Source organism: Streptomyces sp. NPDC005423, assembly GCF_040606415.1.
In the GTDB taxonomy this organism is placed as follows: Bacteria; Actinomycetota; Actinomycetes; order Streptomycetales; family Streptomycetaceae; genus Streptomyces.
Window position 1 is genome coordinate 1 of sequence record NZ_JBEXET010000044.1, and the last position, 21,533, is coordinate 21,533.

At 71.9% G+C, this 21,533-nt stretch carries 17 protein-coding genes; all 17 read right to left on the bottom strand.

The features are described 5' to 3' along the window. Positions 1-126: 126 nt before the first annotated feature. The 17 genes from ABZT12_RS32175 to ABZT12_RS32255 all read right to left on the bottom strand — a co-directional run bounded on the left by ABZT12_RS32175 (position 127) and on the right by ABZT12_RS32255 (position 21,274). The gene (locus tag ABZT12_RS32175; protein WP_356391104.1) at positions 127-1,458 is read right to left on the bottom strand and encodes a metallopeptidase TldD-related protein; all 1,332 of its coding nucleotides are present in this window, start codon (positions 1,456-1,458) and stop codon (positions 127-129) included. Beyond that, the gene (locus tag ABZT12_RS32180) at positions 1,455-2,870 is read right to left on the bottom strand and encodes a TldD/PmbA family protein (protein ID WP_356391106.1); all 1,416 of its coding nucleotides are present in this window, start codon (positions 2,868-2,870) and stop codon (positions 1,455-1,457) included. Before ABZT12_RS32180 ends, ABZT12_RS32175 begins: the two co-directional genes overlap by 4 nt. Before the next feature lie 27 nt (positions 2,871-2,897). Beyond that, entirely contained in the window at positions 2,898-4,091 is a 1,194-nt protein-coding gene (locus ABZT12_RS32185; protein ID WP_356391108.1) for an ATP-grasp domain-containing protein, read from the bottom strand. Then, on the bottom strand, positions 4,084-5,385 hold the full coding sequence (locus ABZT12_RS32190; protein ID WP_356391110.1) for an MFS transporter: 1,302 nt from the start codon (positions 5,383-5,385) through the stop codon (positions 4,084-4,086). The genes ABZT12_RS32185 and ABZT12_RS32190 overlap by 8 nt, the downstream gene beginning before the upstream one ends. Before the next feature lie 187 nt (positions 5,386-5,572). Next, positions 5,573-6,922, bottom strand: a complete 1,350-nt coding sequence (locus ABZT12_RS32195) for a hypothetical protein (protein WP_356391112.1) — start codon at positions 6,920-6,922, stop codon at positions 5,573-5,575. Positions 6,923-7,013: 91 nt separating this feature from the next. Then, a complete protein-coding gene (locus tag ABZT12_RS32200; RefSeq protein ID WP_356391115.1) occupies positions 7,014-8,249 on the bottom strand; it encodes an ATP-grasp domain-containing protein in 1,236 nt (411 codons plus the stop codon). Then, positions 8,234-9,409: a GNAT family N-acetyltransferase gene (locus ABZT12_RS32205; RefSeq protein ID WP_356391117.1), complete on the bottom strand. Its 1,176-nt coding sequence runs from the start codon at positions 9,407-9,409 to the stop codon at positions 8,234-8,236. Before ABZT12_RS32205 ends, ABZT12_RS32200 begins: the two co-directional genes overlap by 16 nt. Before the next feature lie 144 nt (positions 9,410-9,553). Then, a complete protein-coding gene (locus tag ABZT12_RS32210; protein WP_356391119.1) occupies positions 9,554-9,997 on the bottom strand; it encodes a PaaI family thioesterase in 444 nt (147 codons plus the stop codon). A 40-nt stretch (positions 9,998-10,037) separates the two neighbouring features. Beyond that, on the bottom strand, positions 10,038-11,321 hold the full coding sequence (locus ABZT12_RS32215; RefSeq protein ID WP_356391121.1) for a beta-ketoacyl-[acyl-carrier-protein] synthase family protein: 1,284 nt from the start codon (positions 11,319-11,321) through the stop codon (positions 10,038-10,040). A 13-nt stretch (positions 11,322-11,334) separates the two neighbouring features. Beyond that, positions 11,335-11,610 carry an acyl carrier protein gene (locus ABZT12_RS32220; RefSeq protein WP_356391123.1) on the bottom strand — a complete coding sequence of 92 codons (276 nt, stop codon included), beginning with the start codon at positions 11,608-11,610 and terminating at the stop codon, positions 11,335-11,337. Between the two features lie 25 nt (positions 11,611-11,635). Further along, positions 11,636-13,411: an AMP-binding protein gene (locus tag ABZT12_RS32225; protein ID WP_356391125.1), complete on the bottom strand. Its 1,776-nt coding sequence runs from the start codon at positions 13,409-13,411 to the stop codon at positions 11,636-11,638. Continuing rightward, positions 13,408-14,934 carry a radical SAM protein gene (locus ABZT12_RS32230; RefSeq protein ID WP_356391127.1) on the bottom strand — a complete coding sequence of 509 codons (1,527 nt, stop codon included), beginning with the start codon at positions 14,932-14,934 and terminating at the stop codon, positions 13,408-13,410. Before ABZT12_RS32230 ends, ABZT12_RS32225 begins: the two co-directional genes overlap by 4 nt. Further along, the gene (locus ABZT12_RS32235) at positions 14,931-16,238 is read right to left on the bottom strand and encodes a radical SAM protein (protein WP_356391129.1); all 1,308 of its coding nucleotides are present in this window, start codon (positions 16,236-16,238) and stop codon (positions 14,931-14,933) included. Before ABZT12_RS32235 ends, ABZT12_RS32230 begins: the two co-directional genes overlap by 4 nt. A 534-nt stretch (positions 16,239-16,772) precedes the next feature. After that, positions 16,773-17,822, bottom strand: a complete 1,050-nt coding sequence (locus tag ABZT12_RS32240; protein WP_356391132.1) for an ABC transporter substrate-binding protein — start codon at positions 17,820-17,822, stop codon at positions 16,773-16,775. Positions 17,823-17,925: 103 nt separating this feature from the next. Then, positions 17,926-18,486 (bottom strand): riboflavin ABC transporter permease RibX, encoded by a 561-nt coding sequence (ribX, locus tag ABZT12_RS32245; protein WP_356391226.1) that lies wholly within the window; start codon positions 18,484-18,486, stop codon positions 17,926-17,928. Between the two features lie 646 nt (positions 18,487-19,132). Continuing rightward, positions 19,133-19,609 carry a riboflavin synthase gene (gene ribC / locus ABZT12_RS32250; RefSeq protein ID WP_356391134.1) on the bottom strand — a complete coding sequence of 159 codons (477 nt, stop codon included), beginning with the start codon at positions 19,607-19,609 and terminating at the stop codon, positions 19,133-19,135. Positions 19,610-19,672: 63 nt separating this feature from the next. Then, complete coding sequence (locus ABZT12_RS32255; RefSeq protein ID WP_356391136.1) at positions 19,673-21,274, bottom strand: gamma-glutamyltransferase; 1,602 nt, start codon at positions 21,272-21,274, stop codon at positions 19,673-19,675. Positions 21,275-21,533: the final 259 nt, after the last annotated feature.

Below are 21,533 nucleotides of genomic sequence, written 5' to 3' on the forward strand. Positions count from 1 at the left end.
TGATCGTCCGCGGCCGGGACTTCGCCGAGATCTACGACCTGGTGGGCATCCGCGTCCTGGTGGACACCGTCCGCGACTGCTACGCGGCCCTCGGCCCCCTCGTGGGTGCCGGCGGCGCGGGCGGTGTCAGGTGCCCAGGCTCAGGCCGGTGACCCGCAGGTCGGGGGCGGCCACGAAGCCGGCCCAGCCCCGGCTGTAGCGGGGTGTCCGGCCGGCCGCCTCGATCCGGCCCATCATCCGGTGCACGTTCCCCGCCACGGTGAAGCCGCGCACCGGGCGCGCCCGGCCGTTCGCCGCGACGAGCAGACCGCTGGCGCCGAAGGAGAAGTCGCCCGTCACCTCGTTCGCCATATGCATGCCCTGGGCCTGGGTGACCCACAGCGCACCCGCGTCGCCCTGCCGGTCGCCCTGCACGGGCACTCCGTCCCCGCCCGACAGCAGCAGGCACCCGGCGCGCACCGAGGGCATCTCGCCGCGCGGTCCGCGCAGGCCCGAACCGGTGGAGGTCGCGCCCGCCTCCACCGCGGTGCGCCGGTCGGCGAGGAACTCCCGCAGGACGCCGTCGGCGATGAGGCGCACGGTACGGGTCGGGGTGCCCTCGTCGTCGAAGGGCGCCCACACCGGGGCGTCGTCGAGCGTGACGTCCTCGACGACCGACAGCCCGCGCACGCCCACGAGTTCACCGATCCGGTCGCCCCAACGGGAGCGCTGCTGGCGTACGGTGTCGAGCATCAGCGTCGGTGCGAGCAGGCCCAGCAGTGCGGCCGCCACCCGGCCGTGCAGGACCACGTCGGCCGGGGCGCCGTCCAGCGCGCCGGCGCCGGAGTGCGCCCGCGCCTCCTCCTCCGCCTCGCGCAGCGACTCCGCCGCCGGGCCGTCCAGCAGGCGCCGCGCGGACCGTCCGAAGCGTTCGTCCGCCCCGAAGCCGACGCCGCTGCCCTGGGCCTCCACCCGGCTCTGCACCGTCGCGGTGCTGTCCCGGTAGGAGCCGGCGAAGCCGCGGGAGTGCCGCATCAGCACCTCCCGGTGCTGGGTCTGCAGGCGCAGTTCGGTGCGCAGGCCGCTGCGCCTGCCCGGCTCGACGGAGAGCGCGCGCAGCGGCTCCTCCAACGCCTCGGCCGGGGTCGGGTCCAGGCCCGGTGCGGAGACCGGCGGCCCCGCGGTCGGCGCGGCGGCGGGCAGCGGCGCGCGGGCGGCCAGCCGCTCCCCCAGGCCCAGGGCCTGGTCGACGGCGTCCTGCGGGGGGACGTCGGGCGTGCACACGAGGTAGCCCTCGTGCCCGTCCCGCCAGGTCCACACCGCGACGGTGGCGACACGCGCGCCGCCGGAACGGTCCAACCGGCCGTTCACCGCGACGAGTTCGCTGCTGCGGGTGAGCACGAGGCCGGCCTCGGCGACCGCGTCCCGGCTCTCGGCGCACTCCATCAGCCGCTTCAGGTAGTCGTCCCCGGAGCTCAACTCGTGCCTCCCACCAGCATCGAGGCGACCCGGAGCGTCGGCCCGCTGACGCCGACCGGGATCAGCTGGCCGAACTTGCCGCACTTGGCGGCGCCGAGCTGTACGTCGTCGCCGACCGCGTCGATCCTGGTGAGCACGTCGGCCCCGTTCCCGGCGATGGTGGTCTCCGCGATCGGATCGGTCAGCCGGCCGTTCTCGATGTAGTGGCCGTTGGTGACGCGGAAGACGAACTCCCCGGTGGCTTCGACGACTTCGCCGCCGGCCACGTGCTCGGCGTAGATCCCGCGCGGGGTGTCGGCGATGATCTCCTGTGGTGTGCGGTCCCCGGCGAGCAGGCAGGTGTTGGTCATTCTGGGGATGGGCGGCTGCTGGTACGACAGACAGCGGCCGTTGCCCGTCGGGGCGGTACCCAGCCGGTGGGCGCTCTCCCGGTCGGTGAGGAACGAGCGGAGCACGCCGTCCTCGACGAGGGTGGTCGCCGCGGCCGGTGTCCGCTCGTCGTCGTAGCGGTGGGAGCCGACGGCCCCGGTCAGGGTGGCGTCGTCGACGATGGTGACGCCCGGGGCGGCGATCCGTTCCCCGACCCGCTGGGCGTAGACCGTTCCCTTGAGGACCTCGTCGCCCTCCAGCGGGTGGCAGCACGCCTCGTGCAGCAGGACGATCCCGCGCCCGCCCGCGACCACGACCGGGAAGTCCCCCACCGGGGCGGGCCGGCCCTCCAGCGAGTGCAGGGCCCGTACGGCGGACTCCCGCCCGATGGCCGCCGCGTCCAGCGAGCCCGGGGCACCCGCGATGCCCGGGGTGTAGAACCCGGCCGCCATCCGGTCGCCGCTCTTCGCCACCGCCCTGACCGTCAGATACACCAGGTCCCGGCGGTCCCGCACCAGCTCCTCGTCCAGGGAGCCGATGTGCACGGCCCGGCGCACCACGTCGAAGAAGATCAGCACCTGGACGATCCGCGGGTCCTGTCCCCGCGCGGCGGCGTCGACCCCGTCGAGCAGTGCGAGGAGTTCGGCGGGGTCCGACTCGCGCGCCGCGTCGGCCCACGCCGTCCCCGCCTCGGCCGGACCGTCCCAGTGGCGGCCGTCCGCCGGAGTGCGCTCGCCGAGCAGTTCGTCGACGAGCGAGGCGGCGGGCAGCGACGCCGACCGGTGGCGGAACCCGTCCGGGGTGAGCAGGCGTACGGCCATGCCCGCGTCGACGACGAGTGTGGTCTCCGCGATCCTGCCGTCCACGTAACGGCCGTTGCGGCGAACCGAGTTGTCCGCCAGGACGGTGCCGCCCAGCCAGTCGCGGCGGCGCCTGCGGCGCAGCCGGCCGAGCAGCGCCTCGCTCTCCTGGGTCATCCGGTCCCCGGTGGCGGCGGAGACGAGGCCGCCCCGCTCGCGGCCGGCCGATTGGTGTTCCGACATGACTCTCCCGTCGACCATGACTTGACTTCACTTCTGGCGAGTGACGATGCGCAGCCGCTCCCGGACGAACCGGGCGGCCTCTTCCACCTCGTGCTCGTCGTCGCCGTCGAGCAGGACGCAGCCGACCCGGTCGGCGGAGGACGACAGCGGCCCGACCACGTCGCCGGGGCTCGCCCAGACGGCGGCCCGGCGGACGGCGGGGTGGGCCCGGACCTCCGCGAGGCCCTCGACGGCGAGCACGGTGCCCGCCTCGGCGACCGGGAACCAGCTCGCGGACGCCCGGCCGGCCGGCCCCTGGGGGACGTCCCGCAACGGCCGGCCCATGGCGAGCAGGACCACCGCCTCGTAAAGGTCGAAGCCGTACGCCATGGAGATGACGTCGGGGATGTAGTCGCCGGGCGTGCGCACCGCGACCTCCATGACGGACGGTCCGTCCTCGGTGAGCCGGAACTCCAGGTGCACGATGCCGGTCCGCATACCGAGGGCGTCCACCAGACGCGGGACCAGTAACTGGAGTGCGTCGGCGGCCGGTTGCGGCAGCCGCTGGGCGGGGCGGTGGCCACGCTCCACGAACTGCGGTGCCCCGCTGGTCTGTTTGGCGGTGACGTTCCCGAACAGCACGTGTCCGTCGTGCAGCAGCCCCTCCCAGCTGTACTCGGGGCCGGGGACGAACGACTCCACCAGCAGCCGGCCGCTGCCCGCCCGGCGCCGGACGGTGTCCTCGTACGCCGCCTCGTCCGCGACGAGTTCGACTCCGTAACTGGCCGAACCGGCAAGGGGTTTGACCACCACGGGGAGATGGGCGCGGGCCCATGCGCGCGCCGCGGCGAGGTCGTCGGTGACCAGGTACAGCGGCTGCGGCAGACCCAGGGCGCCGAAACAGGCCCGTTGCAGCGCCTTGTTGCGGGAGACGGTGGCGGCGTACAGGGACGGTCCTGGCAGGTCGTGGCGCTCCTGGACGAGGGCCGCGGCCAGTACCTGGGGTTCGGAGAAGGCCAGCACCCCGTCCGGGCGGCGGTCCTGTGCCGCCGCGCAGGCGGCCTGCGCCCACACCTCGTCAGGACCGCCGTCGGTGAGCACCATCTCGTCGGCCAGCGCGCCCAGTTGACCGGCGTGCTGCGCGGTTCCGACCACTCTGACCCGCAGGCCGAGCCGGCGGGCGGCCTCGGCGTACGAGACGCCCATGAAGCCGGCCCCGATCATCAACAGTTCCTCAGTCATGCCCGTCCTTCGTGACAGCGGCGTCCGATCGCACAGCGCGGTCCAGTGCCAGCGCGGTACCGGCGAAGAGGAGAGCGCCCGCCGCGAGCACCGCCCAGCCGGCCCGTACGTCCAGGGCCGTCGCCAGCGCCACCCCGACGGCGGGACCCACGGTGGAGCCCACATTGGCTCCCATGGAGGTCAGCCCGCTCACCCGGCCGAGCAGGCCGTCCGGGGCGAGTCCGAGCATCAGGGGGTAGAAGGAGCACGCGTACGCGCTCTCCCCCACGGCGAAGAGCACCGCGAAGGCGATCATCGCCGGCGGCCCGGCCGTGCCGGGCACCGCGGCGGCCAGCGCGCCGCACCCGTAGGCACCGGCCCAGAACAGCCCTCCGACCAGCAGCGCGGAGCTCTCCGTGCGCCGGCTGAACCAGCGGCGCAGCGGGGACTGAAGAAGGACCACGGCCGCGGTGTTGACGGCCACGACGGTGCCCAGCAGCCACAGGTCTCCGGCCATGGCGCGGTGGATCAGCAGGGGGGCGGCCGTCTCGAACTGCGCGTATCCGAACAGGGTGGCGGCGCACTGCACCAGGGTGAGCAGCAGGATCGGCCGGGACCGGAGCAGGGTGCGGTAGCCGCCGGCGGGCTGGTCCTGGGGCGGGCTGTCGTCGCCGGCGTCCTGGCCGGCCGTCCGCTCGGGGGGACGGATCCGCAGCAGTGCGAGGGCCAGGGGCAGGAAGGTGGCCGAGTCCGCCAGGTACAGGACGCGGTAGCCGGTGAGGCCGTGCACCTGGCCGATGACGGCGCCGCCGACGGCCGCGCCGAGGCCGATGCCCACGTTCATGGCCGTGTAGCGCTGCGAGAACGCGCGTCGCCGCTGCTCCTCGGGGACCACGGCGCCGATGGCCGGGGCGAGGGAGGGGTAGACCAGGGCGTTGCCCGCGCCGACGACCACCGCGCAGAGCGTCACCGACAGCGCGGATCCGGCCAGGGAGAGCAGGACGTAGGCGGCGGTCAGCAGGGACAGCCCGCACGCGGCCACGGTCGCCGGCCGCCACCTGTCCGTCAGCCGGCCGCCCGCCAGGGTGAGGGCGAACGTGGCGACCGCGATCAGTACGTAGTAGCGCCCCGCGACCGAGGCGCCGAGTCCCAGTTGCGCCGTGATATAGACGGCGGTGAGCGGCAGCACCATCCCGCTGCCGAAGCTGGAGACTCCGAAGAAGACCAGCAGGGCGCGGTAGGCGGCCCCGGTGTCGGGGCCGGGCGCGGTCTCCGCCGCCGGCTCGTCCAGGCCGGAGGACGGTGTGTCGGCCATCCAGCGATACCCCTTCCGAGAAGCAGCGGTCAGTTCTTCCGCACACCGTCGGTCGCGGGACCACGACACGAACCGATGGCACCGGCCGCCAACAGCGCTTGCGCGCACGGTAGTTGGCGCACCGCGGAGGCCGGTGCGGCGACCGTCGCATGGCGTGCGGCCCGCGGAGCCCCGGCTCCCCGACCCCTCACCGCACCTCCAGTCCGATCCGCCCCGACGCTCCGCGCCCCGCGCCGGAGTGCGGAAGGGCCGGCTTCTCGGGACGTGGCCGGTTCCATTCGGCGGCGAGCCGTCGGACGGTGGCGCGGCGCTGCTCCAGCGCCTCCATGAGGTCGATGCCGGTGAGGGACGCGACCTGCCGTACGGCCTCGTCGGTCCGGCCGCCGCCGGCGACTCCGCCCATCAGTACGCGGGGCTGGAAGCCGTCGGTGACCGGGTGGACCCAGGCGACACCGGGCGCGGCGGCGAGCGAGGCGAGCAGCTCGGGCCGCAGTTCGGCCGGAAGGGCGCGGTCCACGGTCTCCTTGCGGGCCGGTTCTGGCAGGGCGGCGACTCCGGCGAGTGCGGCGCGTACGGCCAGTTCGGTGGAGGAGTGGCCGTTGCCGGCGGCGAAGATCCGGGAGATGGCGCTGACCCGGGGGTTGCACTCCAGGACCCGGGCCCGGCCGTCGGCGCCGACGACGAACTCCAGCTCCGCGATGCCCTCGTAGCCGGCCGCGGCGCACAGCCGCAGGGCGCGGTCGGCGAGCGGGGCCGGTACGGGGCCGGCCGGTGCCAGGCGCAGCCGGTGCAGCGGGTGCCCGGCCTCCTCCGTGCCGCCCTTCACCGCCCAGCCGAGGGCCAGCCCCTGCCCGTGCCGTGTCAGCACCTCGACGCTGATCTCCTCACCGGGCACGAACGCCTCTACGACGACCGGGCGTCGGCCGTGTGTGTCGAGTGCCGCGCTCAGCTCGTCCGGGGTACGGGGCCGGCTCTGGCCCCGGCCCGCCCAGCCTTCGGGGTCCTTCACCAGCACCCGGCCGTACGCGGCGAGGAGCCGGGCCGCCCGCTGCCGGAGCCGGTCGTCGGAGGCCGGGCCCCACGCCCCGTCGGCGACATCGATGTCCAGGTTCGCGCACAGGTCCCGGGTGCGGCCCTTGTGCAGCAGGGTGTCGAAGGCGGCGGCGGCCCGGTCCGCCTCGGCGGCCCGGCCGCGGGCGTGTCCGTAGCGGCGCGCGGCGGCGGAGTCGCGGCGGACCAGTGTGTCCGGGTCGGCGCAGTGCACGACGTGCTCGGGGCCGCGTTCGGCGAGCAGGGCGGCGACCTCGTCGGCGGTGGCGTCCTCCGGTACCGGCGTGAACAGGCCGGGCGGCAGGGCGTCTTCGGGGCCGCCCGGCGGATCGGGCGGCGTGCTGAGGATCTGAACGCCCGCCTCCGCACACAGTTCGACGGTGCCGCGCCACGCGGGCTCGGTCAGCCGCCGGGGGTTGCCGCTGCGTAACAGGACTACCTCGGTCACCACAGTCTCCTCGTACAGGTTGTCGCTGTGCTCGACCATGTCACGGCCCCGTGGGCGGGGGTCGGGCGATGGCCTGAACCCGACGGCCCGCCGGAGCGCGCGTTCCGGCTCTCGCCGCCGGGCATCGCCGTCACCGTCCCGTGAGGCCCGTGAGCGTGAGCTGGCGGTCGGCGGCGAGGTCCAGTTCGCGCTCCAGGACGGAGCGGTCGGGGCCCCAGCCGAGTACATGGCCGATCCGGTCCCAGTTGCCCGCCGGTTCGGCGTAGACCCGGCCGACCTGCCCGGTCTGTACGGCGATGCGCACCGACCCCAGCCCGCGGAGGACGTCGACGGGCCGCGCGTAGCCGGTGACCCGGCCGGTGCCCAGCGAGAAGCGGACGCCGGCGACCGTCGCGTCCTCCTCGGTGCGCTCCCCCGTGGGCATCTCACGGCCGGTGGTCAGGGCCGCGAGTTCGCGGTAGAGGTCCCGGCCGTGGGTGCGTTCGACGAGTTCGGGGATGCAGTCGCCGGCCGGGCGTACCGCCATCTCGACCGGCACCGGGCCGCGGCCGGTGAGTTTGACCTCCAGATGGATCACCGCGTCCGCCACCCCGAAGGCCTTGACCAGACCGGCCGCGAGGGCCGGAACCTCCTCGCGCCGGGCCCGTTCGGCGACCGAACCCGGTGTCTCCCGCCCCGGGGCGGTGACCAGGTGCCGGCGCTCCAGGAAGCAGTCGTCGCCGACCACCTCCTTCTCCGTGACGGCGGAGTGCACCAGCTGCCCGCCCCGCACGACGGCCTCGTAGCTGATCTCGGGGCCGGTGAGGAACTCCTCGACCAGGAAGGTGCCGTGGCCGCGCGCGCGGATCGTCTCGCAGGCGGCCAGCGCCTCGTCGGCGCCCGTCACCCGGGTCACCGAGGCGGAGCCGCCCGCGCCCACGGGTTTCACCACGCAGGGTCCGCTGCGCGCGGCGGCGAACTCGGCGATCTCCCGCGGTACTTCGGAGGCGTGGTGGGCCGCGGTGGGCAGGCCGTGCTCGGCCGCCACCTCGCGCTGGCGCCGTTTGTCCCGCGCCAGCCTGGCCGCGTCCGGCCCCGGGCCGGGCAGGCCGAGCCGTTCGGCGACCTCGGCCGCGGTGATCTGGCAGTCGTCGGAGAGCGTGGTGACGCCGTGGTACCCGGCGGCGAGGCCGCACAGTGCCGCCAGATCGGGCCGGGCGCCGTCCCGGACGTCCTCGGGCAGCGACTCCTCCACGAGGTGGTCGTAGCGCGCGTAGGAGAAGCCGTCCACCAGGGTCACCTCCAGGCCGTCGGCGGCCCAGCGGTGGAAGGCCCGCTCCCGCTGGTTGCCTGCGCCGAGTACCAGCAACTTCAGCCGGTCGGGCATGCGGTGGCCTCCTTGGACAGTTCCGGGATGTCGAACGCCCCGGCCGGGTCGGGTACTTCGTCCTGCCAGCCGGCGACCCGCCGCCAGGCGGCGGCCCGCAGCGCGGTCGGGTCGGCGACCGCTCCCGGGCCCAACGCCGTGACCATCGGCACCAGTTCGGCGCCGCGCAGCACCTTCGCCCGGTAGCTCTCCATGCCGAGGTGGACCTCGCGCAGGCCGTACCGGTAGGCGTGGTCGATCGGCAGGTAGGTGGTGAGGTTGAAGTACTCGAACGCGCCCGCCAGGCGCGGGTAGTCGAACCCGGCCATCCGCACATGAAGCGCGTCGTGCCAGCGGTAGACCAGGCAGAAGCCGAGGAGGTCGCCGTCGCGCCGGCAGGTGAAGACGGTGCCGTCGAGGTGTTCGGCCTGGGAGAGGATCAGGCGGGCGGTGGACGGAGCGCTCGCGCTCTGCCCGTGCCGGTGCTGCAACTGCACCAGCAGCGGCGCGAGTTCGTCCCGGCAGTCGCGGAGTTCCTCGGTGCCCACCTGGTATCCGGCGGCCTCGAACCGGCGCCGCTCGTAACCGATCTTGCGGCGGCGGGACGCCCGGGGGCCGGTGAAGGTCCGCAGGTAGTCGTCGAAGCCGGTGCCTTGCAGCGGGATCACCGCGTTGAGCGCGACGGGCAGCACGGCGGCCGTACCGCCCAGGAGCGCGGCGGCGGTGTCGAGGCGGGGGGCGCGGACGTACTGGGCCACGGCCGGACGGCCGGTCTCGGCCACCAGCCGGGCGACCTCCGCCGCGAGGGCGGCCACGAGTGCGGCCCGCTCGCCGTCCGGTCGGGTGGCGGGCTCCAGCAGGACGGGGTTGTCGTAGCCGCGGCCGACGCCGAGGTGTACCAACTCCGCTGCTGCGGGGGCCTGTTCGCCCCACAGGGCGCTCGGCTCGTAGAACGGGTTGAACTCGCGGTCCGGGACGGCGTACGGCAGGACGGCTGAAACCGCTCCGTTCCGCTCGGCGACGAGCAGGCGCTGCGGCTCCCCGCTGAAGTCCTCCTGCGCGGCGAGCCAGGGCAGGCCGGCGTAGAAGTCCGAGCCGTGGGCGGCCAGTTGCCGCCACACCGCCGGGTCCAGTGACCTGACTCCCGAGATCCGCGAGATCACCGGACAGGTGGTTCCCAAGGCCCCCGCTCCCTCCTGCCGTGCGCGGACCGGCACCCGGCCGACGATATCCACGCGGGGGCGGTGGCGACAGACGATGATCAGCCGTCCCGCCGGTCCTTTCCGGCACCGTCGGCGGGCCGCACGGAGACGCACGGCCGAGGCTCAGTCGGCGTAGCCGTCGAGGTCGGTGAGGAGGATCTTGGAGACCGTGTACGTGCCCTGGCCGGCCGCCACCAGCTTGCCGCTGTCGCTGTAGACGTCGCTGCGGGCGACATAGATGGTCTTCCCCGCGGTGATCACCTCGCCGACCGCGTAGATGCCCTCCGCGCGCACCGGCCGGATCAGGTTGATGTGGTAGTCGACGGTGAGGACGCTGTAGGTCTCCTCCAGCGAGTTGGCCGCCATGAACCCGGCGGTGTCCCCCACCTCGAAGAGCATGGCCGCGTGCAGGAAGTCGGCGTTCTGCGTCAGGTCGCCGTGGAAGGGGATGGCGACCCGGGCCACCCCCGGCTTCTGGATCTCGATCGTCTTGTTCAGGAACCGGGAGATCCGGCAGTTGAGACAGCAGCGGGTGAGTCTCTCGAAGTGTGTCGAGGCGGAGCCCAAGACCGTTCCCTTCCAGGCGTGTTGGCAGTGCGGTACGCGGCTACGCCCGCGACACCACGAGACTGGCATTGATACCGCCGAAACCGAAGGCGTTGATCAGACAACGGCGCAGCTCGGTCTTGCGGATGTCCCGAGCGATGTCGATGTCGGTGAACTCCGGGTCGGGCCGGTCGAGTTTGAGCGTCGGGGGGACGGTCTGGTCCCGGAGGGCCAGCAGGGCGGCGGCCAGGTTCAGCGGGCCGTTCGCCGCGAACGTGTATCCCGTGTGTCCCTTCACGGAGGTGACGACGGGCCGCCGCCGCACAGTTGACGTCACGTCACGTACGGCCGCGAGTTCTGCCGCGTCGCCCTGGACCATCCCGGACGCCTGCGCGAAGACGCAGTCGACGTCGTCCGGTGCCACCGCCGCGTCGGCCAACGCGCTGTTCATGCACCGGGTGACATGGCGCGCCGAGATGCCGGTGAGGTCGTCGCAGCCGCTGTTGGAGGCGTAGCCGGAGAGTTCGCCGTACAGCCGCGCGCCGCGGGCCTCGGCGTGGGCGCGGTCCTCCAGCACGAAGACGGCGGCCGCCTCGCCGACGACCATCCCGTCCCGGTCCCGGTCGAAGGGGCGGGGTGTCCGCTCCGGGTCGTCGTACCGGCTGAGGGCCCGCATGGCCTGGAAGCCGGAGTAGGTGATCGGCGTGGTCACCGCCTCGGCTCCGCCGGCCAGCGCCCAGGTGCGGGCGCCGGAGCGGATCGCGCGCATCGCCTGGCCCAGCGCCTGACAGCCGCTCGCGCAGGCGCCGGCGATCGTCACCTGTTCGTCCGTGATGCCGTGGCGCAGGGCGACCGCGCTCGCCGCCATGTTGGGGATGAGCGAGGGGATCAGGAACGGGCTGGTCTTCCGCACCCCCTGCCGCTCCTGCCGCAGGACACCCGTCTCGATGCTGGGCAGACCTCCCATGGCGACGCCCAGGTACACCGCTCCGCCCGGTGGCAGCGCCGTCGGCGCCTGCCGGCCGTCCGCGACCTCACGTTCTGTTCCCGCTCCCGCTCCCGCTCCCAGGCCGCTGTCCGCGACCGCGCGGTCGGCGGCGAAGAGCGCGTAGCGGACGAACGCGCTCATCCGCCCGAACTCGAACCGGAACGGGCCGGGCGAGAGGCGCACGGCGCTGTCGTCGACCTGTCCGGCGAAACGGCTGTGGAAGCGGGCCGGGTCGAAGCGCGTCAGGGGGGCGATCCCCGAGCGGCCGGCGAGAAGGCCCTCCCACAGCTCGTCGACCGTCGTACCGAGCGGGCAGACCACGCCCGCACCGGTGACCACCACGCTCCGGTGCGACACCCGGGCAGCCGGCTCAGGCCTGCTGCCGGGACACGTCCTGGGTGCCCCTGATGTACTTCTCCAGGTCCTCCATCGTCTCCAGCCGCTCCATGACCGAGTCGTCGAAGTCCACCGAGAAGCACTCCTCCAGGTAGAGGAGCAGCTCGATCATCTTGAGCGAGCTCATCCCGTCGATGGAGTCGCCGAGGTTCGACTGCGGGGTGAGGTAGGAGACGTCGCTCTCCATGAACTCGCCTATGTGGCCGACGATCTTGTCGAAGAGTTCCTTGTCGGGTGTGGCGTCCTGCATCGGGTGTACCCCTCCTGATGAGGTGTCAGGGCTGTCGGCTCAGTGGTGCGGCGGCGCGGTCGGTGCCGTCGTCGGGCGCGCGGTGCGGAGCGTCGGCCCCCGGTGGGGTGCCGGCCGGAACGGTGCCGTCCTCGATCATCCGCCGGCACAGATGGCGCTGGATCTTGCCGCTGGTGGTCCGCGGCAGCTGGGCCCGGGTGACCCAGTGGAAGACGACACCGCTGATCCCGAACACCTCGTCGAGCGCGCGTTTCACCCGCAGGACGACGTCCTGCCGGTCGCGGCCGGCGGCGAGCCGCTCGTCGAGCAGGAGGTGGAGCTGCTCGGTCGGGAGCGTCGCGTCACGGACACCGACCGCGACGACCGCCGGTGTGCGCGGGCTCTCGGTGACCGCCTCGACGAACCGCTCCAGTTGGTCGGGGATGTGGTTGCGGCCCGCGATGATCACAATGTCCTTGGTGCGGCCGGTGACATACAGCTCACCGTCGAGCCGGTAGCCGAGGTCACCGGTGCGGAGGTGGCCGTCGGCCCGCTTGAGCCGCTCGTCGGTGGCACCGGCCGCGGTTCCGTCCGGCTCCGGGAGATAGCCGTCGATCACGCTGGGACCGGACACCTCTATCTCGCCGATCGCGCGGTCAGGCAGCGGCCGCCCGTCCGCGCCGACCACCCGCAGCTGATGGCCGGGCAGTACGGGGCCGACGCACATCATGCCGGTCGTGTGCCGGCCGCCGCCCGGCGACGGCTCGGCGTACCCGCGGGCGACGACGGCCTCGGCATCGACGCGGTCGACACCGTACGGCCGTCCGACATCGGAGATGGTGACCGCGAGGGTGGCCTCGGCCAGGCCGTAGACCGGTCTGAGTGTCGTCTCGGGGAGGCCGAAGGGGCCGAACGTCGCCTGGAAGTCGCGCAGCGTGCCCTCGTGCACGGGTTCCGCCCCGCACAGCGCGACCCGCCAGGCCGACAGGTCGAGGTCCTTCGGGGGGCGCCGGCGCGCGACCCGTGCGCAGATGTGGAACGCGGAGCTGGGCGCCGGTGACAGGGTGCCCCGGAAGCGGCTGATCCAGCGCAGCCAGGACAGCGGGTTGCGCAGGAAGTTGACGGGGTCCGAGAGCACCATCGGGATGCGCGCGTTCAGCGCGTACGAGATCCCGATGAGGCCCATGTCGTGGAAGAGGGGCAGCCAGCTGACAAGTGTGTCGTCGGCCGTGCCGTGGATGGCCTCGGCGATCGCCCCGACGTTGGCCACGATGTTGCCGTGCCGGACCATGGCGAGCTTGGGCGCGCCGGTCGAGCCGGAGGTGGCCTGGAGATGGGCGAGCGACCCCGGTGTCGCCCGGGGTGCGTCGAGTGCGGCGGGCGCGCCGCGCAGGGCGCCCACCGTGGTCACGGGCAGCGGCAGGGCCGGCCCGAGGGTGTCGGCGAGTTGTGGGGTGGTGATGACGGCGGTGGCCTGCGCGTGGGCCGCGAGCAGGCGGAGGTTCTCGGCGTACCGCGCCGTGTCGTGGCCCGTGGGTTCGGCCGCGACGACCGGGACGACACCGGCGTACAGGCAGCCGAGGTAGACCGCGAGGAACTCCCGCGAGGTGGGCAGGACGACGACCACCCGCTCGCCCGCGCCGATCCCGTGCCCGGCGAGCCCGGAGACGGCCTCCGCGACCAGCCGGTGCACGTCGGCGCAGCTGAGTGCCACCTCCTCCTCGGATCGCTCGATGAGGTGGAACGCCGGCCGGTCGGGGGTGCGCCGGGCGCTGTCGAGCAGCGCGTCGACGACGGTTCCCGCCCGGTGCGGTTCCGTCATCGGGCGTACCCCTTCACGAACTCGATGTCCGAGCGCTTGGACGACCGCGCCAGCCAGCTGCGCAGCTCGCCGTGCCGTCCGTCGAAGTCGGCCTTGAGCAGGTCCTCCTTCAGCGTCCCGGCCGGGGTGTAGTACGGCTTCTCCAGCTCTTCCAGGAAGCGGATGTGCTGCTCCATGCCGGCCCGGCCGCGCTCGACACTGCGGGCGTAGGACTTGAGACGGGCCCGGCGCTGCGGTCGCCGCTCGATCTCGAACGCCCGCTTGAAGAAGATGCCGTAGCTGTCCAGGATGCCCTGCTGCAGGGTGCTGGGGCGCATGTGGCGGGGGAAGATGCCGACGAACGAGTAGTGCTGGTAGGTCGGGACCTCCATGATGATCCGGTGGTCCTCGATGTCCTGGCGGGCCCCGTACAGCAGGTCCTGGAAGGGGTACTCCGCGAGGCAGACGAAGACGGGGTGCATGATGCGCGCCTCGGCACACCAGTACGCGGTGGCCTCGATCGCCTGGCGGTCCTGGACCTCCAGCCCGAAGATGATCGCGGAGTGGATCGCGATGTCGTGCTCGGCGAAGCGGAGCAGGCGCCGGGTCTGTTCGGAGGGGTCGACCCGCTTGTTGAAGGCCCGCAGGACGCTGGGGTCCTCCGACTCCACTCCCAGGCAGTACTCCTCGAAACCGGAGCGTTTGAGGTCGAGGAGGAGGTCGAGGTCGTCGGCGTGGTTGACCCGGCTCATGGCGATGAACTTGTAGTCGCGGTCGCGGAAGGTCTCGGCGATCTCGCGGCAGTAGCTCTTGCGGGTCGTGAAGTTCAGGTCCGTGACATAGAACCGGCTGCAGCCGGTCTGCTGGTGGATCCCGTCCAGTTCCGTGCGTACGTCCTCCGGCGTCTTGGTCCGGAACCGGCGTCCGAGCAGACGGATCGCGTAGCAGAACGAGCAGTCGAACGGGCAGCCGCGCGACATGGAGACCGTGGCCCAGTGCAGCTTCGGCGCCCGCTCCAGTAACTTCGGGTTGATCGCGTTGGCGAAGTTGCCGTAGCGGGTGATCTTGTTGAGGGTCAGTTCGCCGTCCGCGCCGATGTAGGCCAGGTTGTCGACCTCGGTGACGGGGTCGCCGGCCTCCAGTGCCCGGATCAGCTGGACGGTCGGGATCTCGCCCTCGGCGATCACCGCGTAGTCGGCGTAGCGCAGCGCCTCGTAGGGGGCGAAGGCGGCGTGCGGGCCGCCCATGACGACGACGCAGCCGGGGCGCTTGCCGCGCTGGATCCGCTCCAGGGCCTCGATGTTGGACCAGAAGTGGGTCGCGAGCGCGGAGATCAGGATGTAGTCGTAGTCGGCGAGCGGGAAGTCCTCGGGTTTCTCTCCCCAGAACATCTGGCACATCTCGACCCGGGCGTCGGGGTACTCGCTCTGGACGAACGAGGCGACGTAGTACAGCCCGTCGTTGTAGGTGGTCGCCAGGGTCGACGCGTCGGGGTATGCCTCGTGGAAACCGAGTTGTACGCAGAGGATGTTGGGGCTCGTCATGAGGCGGACCTCGACGGGGCGGCCTGCTTCGAGGCGTGCCGGCGGGCGAACTCCGCGCGCACCTTCGCCTTCATCTCCTGCTTGAGCCGCTCGGCTATGCGCTCGGGATCGTTGACCCGCCGCTGGGCCCAGGCCAGCAGGTCGCGCGCCTCGCTGCGGTTCATCTTCGGGTGCTTCCACACCAGGTTGTACAGGTCGTGCTTGCTGAGGTCCGGCTCGTCGACCAGATGCTCCATCTGCCGGTACAGCCGGGTGCCGTGGAACGGGGTCAGCAGGGTCAACTGGCAGGCGAACAGCCCCTCGTCGCTGAGCTGCTCGATGTCGTACCGCATGTCCTCGATGCTGTCCTCGGCGAACCCGACCATGAAGGTGCCCAGTGCGCGGCGCCCGTTGTCGATCAGTTCGCGGACGGTCTGCCGGACGTTGTAGACGTCGTCGCGTTTCTTCACGTCGGCGATGTTCTTGTCCCGGTAGGACTCGATGCCGACAATGGCGCCGTCCATGTAGCGGTCGGTGAGTTCGGGGATACGGCCCCGGATGAGGTCCGCGCGGGTCAGACAGATCCAGGGCAGTTCGCGTTCCGCCAGGGCGTCGACGACCTGCTCGGCCAGTTGGTTGGTGAGGAAGAAACTCTCGTCGTAGATGATGACGTGAGCGACATTGGCGTCCCGGTACTCGTCGAGCGCCTGGTACGTGTCCTCCATGAAGATGGCTTCTTCTTTGGGATTGAAGATCGGCGTCGAGCAGAAGGTGCAGCCGATGTTGCAGCCACGCTTCGAGTACAGGTAGCCGACCGGAGAGCTGATCCCGCGGAATCCGCTCTGCCCGATCATCGCGGGGTGGCGGACCCGCGGCAGGGGCTTGTCGTACACGTACTGGTGGATCGGCGCCTCGCCCGCGCCCTTGACCAGCCGGGTGAAGTACTGGTCGATGCCGGGCGTGAGGATGCCGTAGTTGCCGCCCCAGATCTCCGGCACGCCGGCCGCGCGCGCGGCCTGCGCCATCTCGATGGCCACCGGCGTGGACCACGTGTAGAAGCTGACGCCCACCATGTCCCAGGTCTCGGAATTCAGGGCGTCGAGATATTCCTGCCAGGTCGGGTACTCAAGGATTTCGACGTCGGGCACATTGTGCTTGATGAAGCGGAGGCCGGTCGGCGGGCAGGTCACCGAGAGCCGGTCCTCGATATCCACGGCGCACGTCCAGGCCATATAGGTATCGGTCCGGTCGTACCAGTTCCCGCCTATGCCGTCGGCCTCGACCAGCGCCTCTTTGGGCGCAGTTGTCAGGAGCACTTTCTTCACTTGCCGTCCCCTTCGCCTGGACTCTTTCGTTCCGTGTGCGGCGCGCATAATCGGCAGAATGGATATGAATTGAGTGTGCTCCGGGTTTTTCGACCCTAGGATCGGCTCATCTTCTGCGTCAACCCGGCCGCCTCGCTGTGGTAGGGCCGCCATCGCAATCAGGCCACCCGGGCGGGGTGCAACGGCAGGCACCGGCGGAGCAGGTGGGTGGGTCGTGCACGGGGATTGAACTGGGGGAAGGCACGTGGTGTCACTCCGTCGCGGCGGACGCGCCGGCTCGGCGGCACCGGAGCCCTGGTCGGGGCAGCGCTGCTCGAAGTCGGAGGGTTTCGCCTGCTGCCGGCCCCCGTCGCACGCCCAGTCGCACCCCCGGCCGTCCGCCGGCTCGTGAACGGCGCGAAGTGTGGTCGCTGATGCGGCTGTTGGGTCCGGGGCCCTCCGCACACCGGCGGGTCCGTCAGCCGCAACGTCCTGTGCGCACCCTCCGGGCCGGCGGTGGGTACCGGCGCCGGTTGTGTCGTGGGTGGCCGGCTGTCATCCCTTGGGCAGGTAGTCGTTGCTGTACGCCTTGTCGGCCGGGGTCTCCTTCTTGATCAGCCCCTTGTCCTTCATGAAGCTCGCCATGCGGAGCCAGGCCTGCGGGTCGTTCCTCCCCAACTGCCCCCCGGAGCCGCGGATGAGGGGGGCCGATGCCTGAAGTACCTTCAACGCCAGGGCCTCGCTCTTGGCGCCCGCCAGGCCGGGGATGTGACTGCGGCTGAGTTCGACCGCCTGTTTCGGGTGGGCGAGGGTGAACTCGACGCCGCGCAGGGTGGCTTGGACGAACTTCCGTACGTCTTCGGGCCGTTTCGCCAGGAGGTTCTCGGTCGCTCCGATGCCCGACGACACCAGCGACGCGGCGTCACCCTGCCCCGCGAGGTCGACGGCACGTACGTGCAGGCCCGCCTGTTCGAAGTTGATCTGGTCGTTGTTGACGAAGCCCATGACCCCGTCGACCCGCTTGCCGGCCAGGGCCGCCTGCTGGGTGTAGCCGATGGACTTGACCGAGACGGACTTGGTGGTGAGGCCGCCCTCCGCGATCAGCGACAGCAGGGCGAAGTAGGTCTCGCCGTACGGCCCCGGCACGCCGATGGTACGGCCGCGCAGGTCGGAGGCGGCGTGGATGGAGGAGTCGGTGGGCACCAACAGGGCGACAGGGTAACGCTTGTAGAGCGTCATGACGTCGACCACCGGGATCGCGCCGGCCCGGCCCTGCACCATCTCGTCGCCGCCCGCCAGGACCAGGTCCTCCTTGCCCGCCTTCAGGCCGCCGAACAGGTCCTCGCTGGCGGTGTGGTGGTGCAGGGAGACATCGAGCCCGGCGTCCTTGTAGTACCCCTTCTCCTCGGCCACGTAGAAGGGCGCGAACTGGATGTTCGGTATGTAGGTCAGTCCGAGCGTGAGCTTGGCGGTGCCCTTGTCGGACGCCTTCGGATGGTCCGCGCAGGACGTGAGGGTCGCCGCCAGTGCGGCGGCCACGAGCACGGCCTGCGCTCTGCGGGTTCCCCCGGAGCGCCGGGCGGACGGTCGGGTGACAACTCTCATCGACAAGGCTCTCTCCGGCAGCACGGTGAACTGTCCGTGTCAGGTGGGTGGTTGACTGGAATGGGAGCGAGAAGGAAAAGGCGCGGGCGGACGGGAGGGGCGGTCACCACCGTGCCCAGCGCTCGATCAGCAGCATCAGGCCGTAGAGGCAGGCCGCCAGCGTGGTGAGGACCAGCAGCGTCGCGAAGAGGCCGACGGTGTCCGCGGCACTGCGTTCGATGGTGAGCAACTGGCCCAGCCCGTCGCCGCCCACGACGAACTCGCCCACGACGGCGCCGGTGATGGAGAGGGTGAGTCCGGCCCGGATGCCCGCGAGGGTCGCGGGCAGGGCGAGCGGCCATTCGATGTACCGCAGCATCTGTAGACGGTTCACACCGTCGACGCGTGCCGCGTTCATGATGTCGGGGTCGATCGAGCCAAGTCCCACCAGTGCGCTGACGACGATCGGGAAGAAGACCAGCAGGGCGCAGAGCACGGCGACGGGGAGCAGGCCGTACCCCAGCCACAGGGCGAGCAGCGGCGCGAGCGCCACCGCCGGCACCGCCTGGGAGGCCGCCACATACGGTTGCAGGGCCGCCGCGGCCACCTTGTTGCGCGCGATGAGGTAGGCGAGCGGGAGGGCGACGGCCAGGCCGAGTCCACTGCCCGCGGCGCTCTCGGTCAGGGTCCGCGCCGTGTAGTCGAGGAGGGAACCGTCCCGGACCTGGCTCACCAGCTCGTCGGCGATGGAATAGGGAGTGGGCAGGAAGAATGTGGAGACGAATCCGAAACGGGTCGCCGCGTCCCAGACTCCGAACAGCAGGATTCCCAGCCCGGCCGGTGCCAGAATTCCGAGGCCGCCGTGCCCGGACGCTCTCCGGCGCCCGCCGCCGTTTCTCCCGGCGGCTTCCCCTTTCCCCGCGGACGACGTCTTTCCGAGGGAGCCACCTGCGGTGATCTCCTGATCCTCCGCTTCCGGTCGCGACCTGTCGTGTGTAACACCTGCTGGGAACACTCAACCGTCCCTGGCGTATAGCTTCGAACATGCCCTGCGGATGGGCCGCGCGGGGTAATTCTGTTCGAGTTGCGCCCCGTCCGGCAAGCTAGTACAAGTTTCGGACGCTCGCAACGAGATATTCGGGCCAGGAACCGGTCGCGCTCCCTGTTCCGTGTTCCGCGTGCGCGCCGTGCGCGAGCGCCGGCTCAGCGGAATTTTCCCTTGAGCATGGCTCCGCATGACACGCAGGCGATAACGACCGGCCACACTCCCGTTTCCGTCATGGCGGGAAATGGCCAGTCGGCAGGAATGTACGGAATCAGATGCTCCGCAGTCAGCCGAGCAGCGGTCCGGCGTCCCCGCTGCCCTGGCGGATTCCCTGGCCGGCCCGCTTGCGCAGTTCGTCGGGCGCGTAGAGCATCCAGTACGCGTTCACGGCGTGGGAGCCGACCCGGTTGCGGCACAGCTCCTCGAACTTGACCGGATCCGACTCCTCCCGCGCGTGCACGAAGACCTCCAGGATGTGCGTGCCCGTCAGCACCTGGGCGAGCATGATGCCCTGGGCGGCCTCGTGCGCGCACGCCTGGTCGAGTTCGGCGCCGCCGGGCATGCCACAGGCGACGACGATGGCGCAGGACTCCTTCTCGATCAGCCGCCGGGCCGCCACGGCGAGGTCCTTGAAGCCCGGTACGGTCGCTCGCACCACCTCGAACCGTTCGCCGTATCCCTCCAGGCCGGCCAGTCTGCTCTCGGCGATCGACCCCATGTCGATCCGCGCGAACATGGTGTCCACGACTCCGATCCGGTCCACGGTCCCTCCTTCACTCGCTGTGCCACGGGACACCGCCACGGCGACCCGGGTGCCGGCGGCTCCTCATCGGGCCGCCGTCAGGCCCTCCTGCCGGCCGTCGTCGAGGCCGTACAGCGAGCCGCTCCGCAAGGACACCACGCGGTTGACGCCGCCGACGCTCGCCTTGCGGACGACGTCGTGCCCGCGGCGCGTCAGCTCGGCCACGGTCGCCGCCTCCATCGTGTCGTCGACGTGCAGTTGCTCGGGGCGGCCCGCCTCGGTCCGGTCGCTGCCCGGGAAGTACGTCCAGCGCGGCCCGGAGAGGGTGCGCAGGGGGGTGTTGTCGTCGAACAGCAACGCGGCCGCGACCTGGGTGTTCCACTGGCACTGACCATCACCGCCGGGCGTCCCGCCCAGCCACCGGACGGCCGGTCCGTCACTGATCGACCAGGGGAAGATGGTGTTGACGGGCCGCGCGCCGGGCGTCACCCGGTTGGCGTGCCGGGGATCGAGGGTCGCGCTGCGGCCGAGCCGGTTGCAGAGCAGCAGTCCCGCCTCGGGCAGCCCCACGCCGGCGCCGAACCCCAGCCCGAGGCTCTGCACCCAGGTCACCGCGTTGCCCGCGCTGTCCGCGACGACCAGGTGCGTCGTGTCTCCGTGCGAGTAGTGGCCGGCGTACCGGCAGGGCGTGCGCTTGTCGGGGTCGATGCCCTCGCGGAGGGCGGCCAGGGTGTCCGGGCCGAGGGGATCGGGCAGCGGCGGGCCGTCGGACTCGGGGTCCCGCAGGTGGTCGAGGCGCCAGCCGAAGGTCTGGTGGACGGCCTCGGCGAGGAGGTGGACACCGGCGGCCGAGCCGCTCTCGGCGCCCTCGGGGCGGAGCGCCTCGTAGAGGGCGAGGTTCTGCAGCATGAGCGGGCCCTGGGTGGGCGCGGGCGGGACGGCCACCTGGCGGCCGGCGACCTCCGTGACCACGGCGGGTACGAGCCGGGCGCCGGTGGCGGTCACGTCGTCGCCCCGCAGCAGGCCCCCGCTGTGCGCGCCGAGGTCGTCGGCCAGTTCGGCGAGCCAGCCGCGCACTCCTTCCCGGCCGAGGCGGCCGGCCCGGTCGTAGAGGCGGGCCAGCCCGGGCTGGGGCAGCGCCTCGCCGACCGAGTGCGGCTCGGCGGCGCGCCGGTAGAGGCCGTGGAACTCGGGCTGTTCGAGTACGTGGAGGTTCTCCCTGGTCCACCGCTGGAACTGGCCGGTGATGACGGCGCCCTCCGCGGCGGTGCGCAGGGCCGGGTCGAGCAGCCGCTCCAGCGGCAGGGTGCCGAAGCGCTCGTGGACCTCGAACCAGGCGTCCAGCAGGGCGGGCGTGGTCGCGGACAGGACGCCGGTGCGGGGTACGTCGTTCAGGCCTCGCTCCCGGAACGCCGCCGGGTCCGCCGCCCGCGGGGTGCGGCCGAGGCCGACCAGGGCGTGCGCGGTGGGCTCTCCCCGTACGTGCAGGAGGGCCGTGGCGTCGCCCCCGGGTCCGGAGGCCATCGGCATGCAGACGGTCATCATGGCGGACGCGGTGATCGCCGCGTCGAACGCCGTACCGCCCTCTTCCAGGACACGCAGCGCGGCGAGGGTGGCCGCCGAGGAGCCGGTGGAGACCACTCCCCGGTTTCCCCACTGCTGCCGGTCGCGCAGAACTACCCGCATGACCGCACCCCGAATAACGGAGAATCCGCTTCTGCGACGAGCCGCAGGAGAATCCCGACCACGCTCACCTTCTTCGGTCGAAAGACGGTCGCCGACACGATCTTAGAAGAGGACCATGCCGGGCCGTGGGCCCTCCGGGTAAGAGGCTCGTCCAGGTTTGGCCGAACATGGCTCCCCCCTTCGGAGAACAACTCGAACAGAGAGCCCCAGGACGCCCGACATGTCCATTTTGTCATTGTCTCGGGGAATCGGTTTCGCG

Excerpts from the sequence above, each read along its gene's own strand:
- ABZT12_RS32180 (WP_356391106.1), bottom strand. The coding sequence starts at position 2,870 with ATGTCGGAACACCAATCGGCCGGCCGCGAGCGGGGCGGCCTCGTCTCC.
- ABZT12_RS32185 (WP_356391108.1), bottom strand. The coding sequence starts at position 4,091 with ATGACTGAGGAACTGTTGATGATCGGGGCCGGCTTCATGGGCGTCTCG.
- ABZT12_RS32190 (WP_356391110.1), bottom strand. The coding sequence starts at position 5,385 with ATGGCCGACACACCGTCCTCCGGCCTGGACGAGCCGGCGGCGGAGACC.
- ABZT12_RS32195 (WP_356391112.1), bottom strand. The coding sequence starts at position 6,922 with ATGGTCGAGCACAGCGACAACCTGTACGAGGAGACTGTGGTGACCGAG.
- ABZT12_RS32200 (WP_356391115.1), bottom strand. The coding sequence starts at position 8,249 with ATGCCCGACCGGCTGAAGTTGCTGGTACTCGGCGCAGGCAACCAGCGG.
- ABZT12_RS32220 (WP_356391123.1), bottom strand. The coding sequence starts at position 11,610 with ATGCAGGACGCCACACCCGACAAGGAACTCTTCGACAAGATCGTCGGC.
- ABZT12_RS32225 (WP_356391125.1), bottom strand. The coding sequence starts at position 13,411 with ATGACGGAACCGCACCGGGCGGGAACCGTCGTCGACGCGCTGCTCGAC.
- ABZT12_RS32230 (WP_356391127.1), bottom strand. The coding sequence starts at position 14,934 with ATGACGAGCCCCAACATCCTCTGCGTACAACTCGGTTTCCACGAGGCA.
- ABZT12_RS32240 (WP_356391132.1), bottom strand. The coding sequence starts at position 17,822 with ATGAGAGTTGTCACCCGACCGTCCGCCCGGCGCTCCGGGGGAACCCGC.
- ABZT12_RS32255 (WP_356391136.1), bottom strand. The coding sequence starts at position 21,274 with ATGCGGGTAGTTCTGCGCGACCGGCAGCAGTGGGGAAACCGGGGAGTG.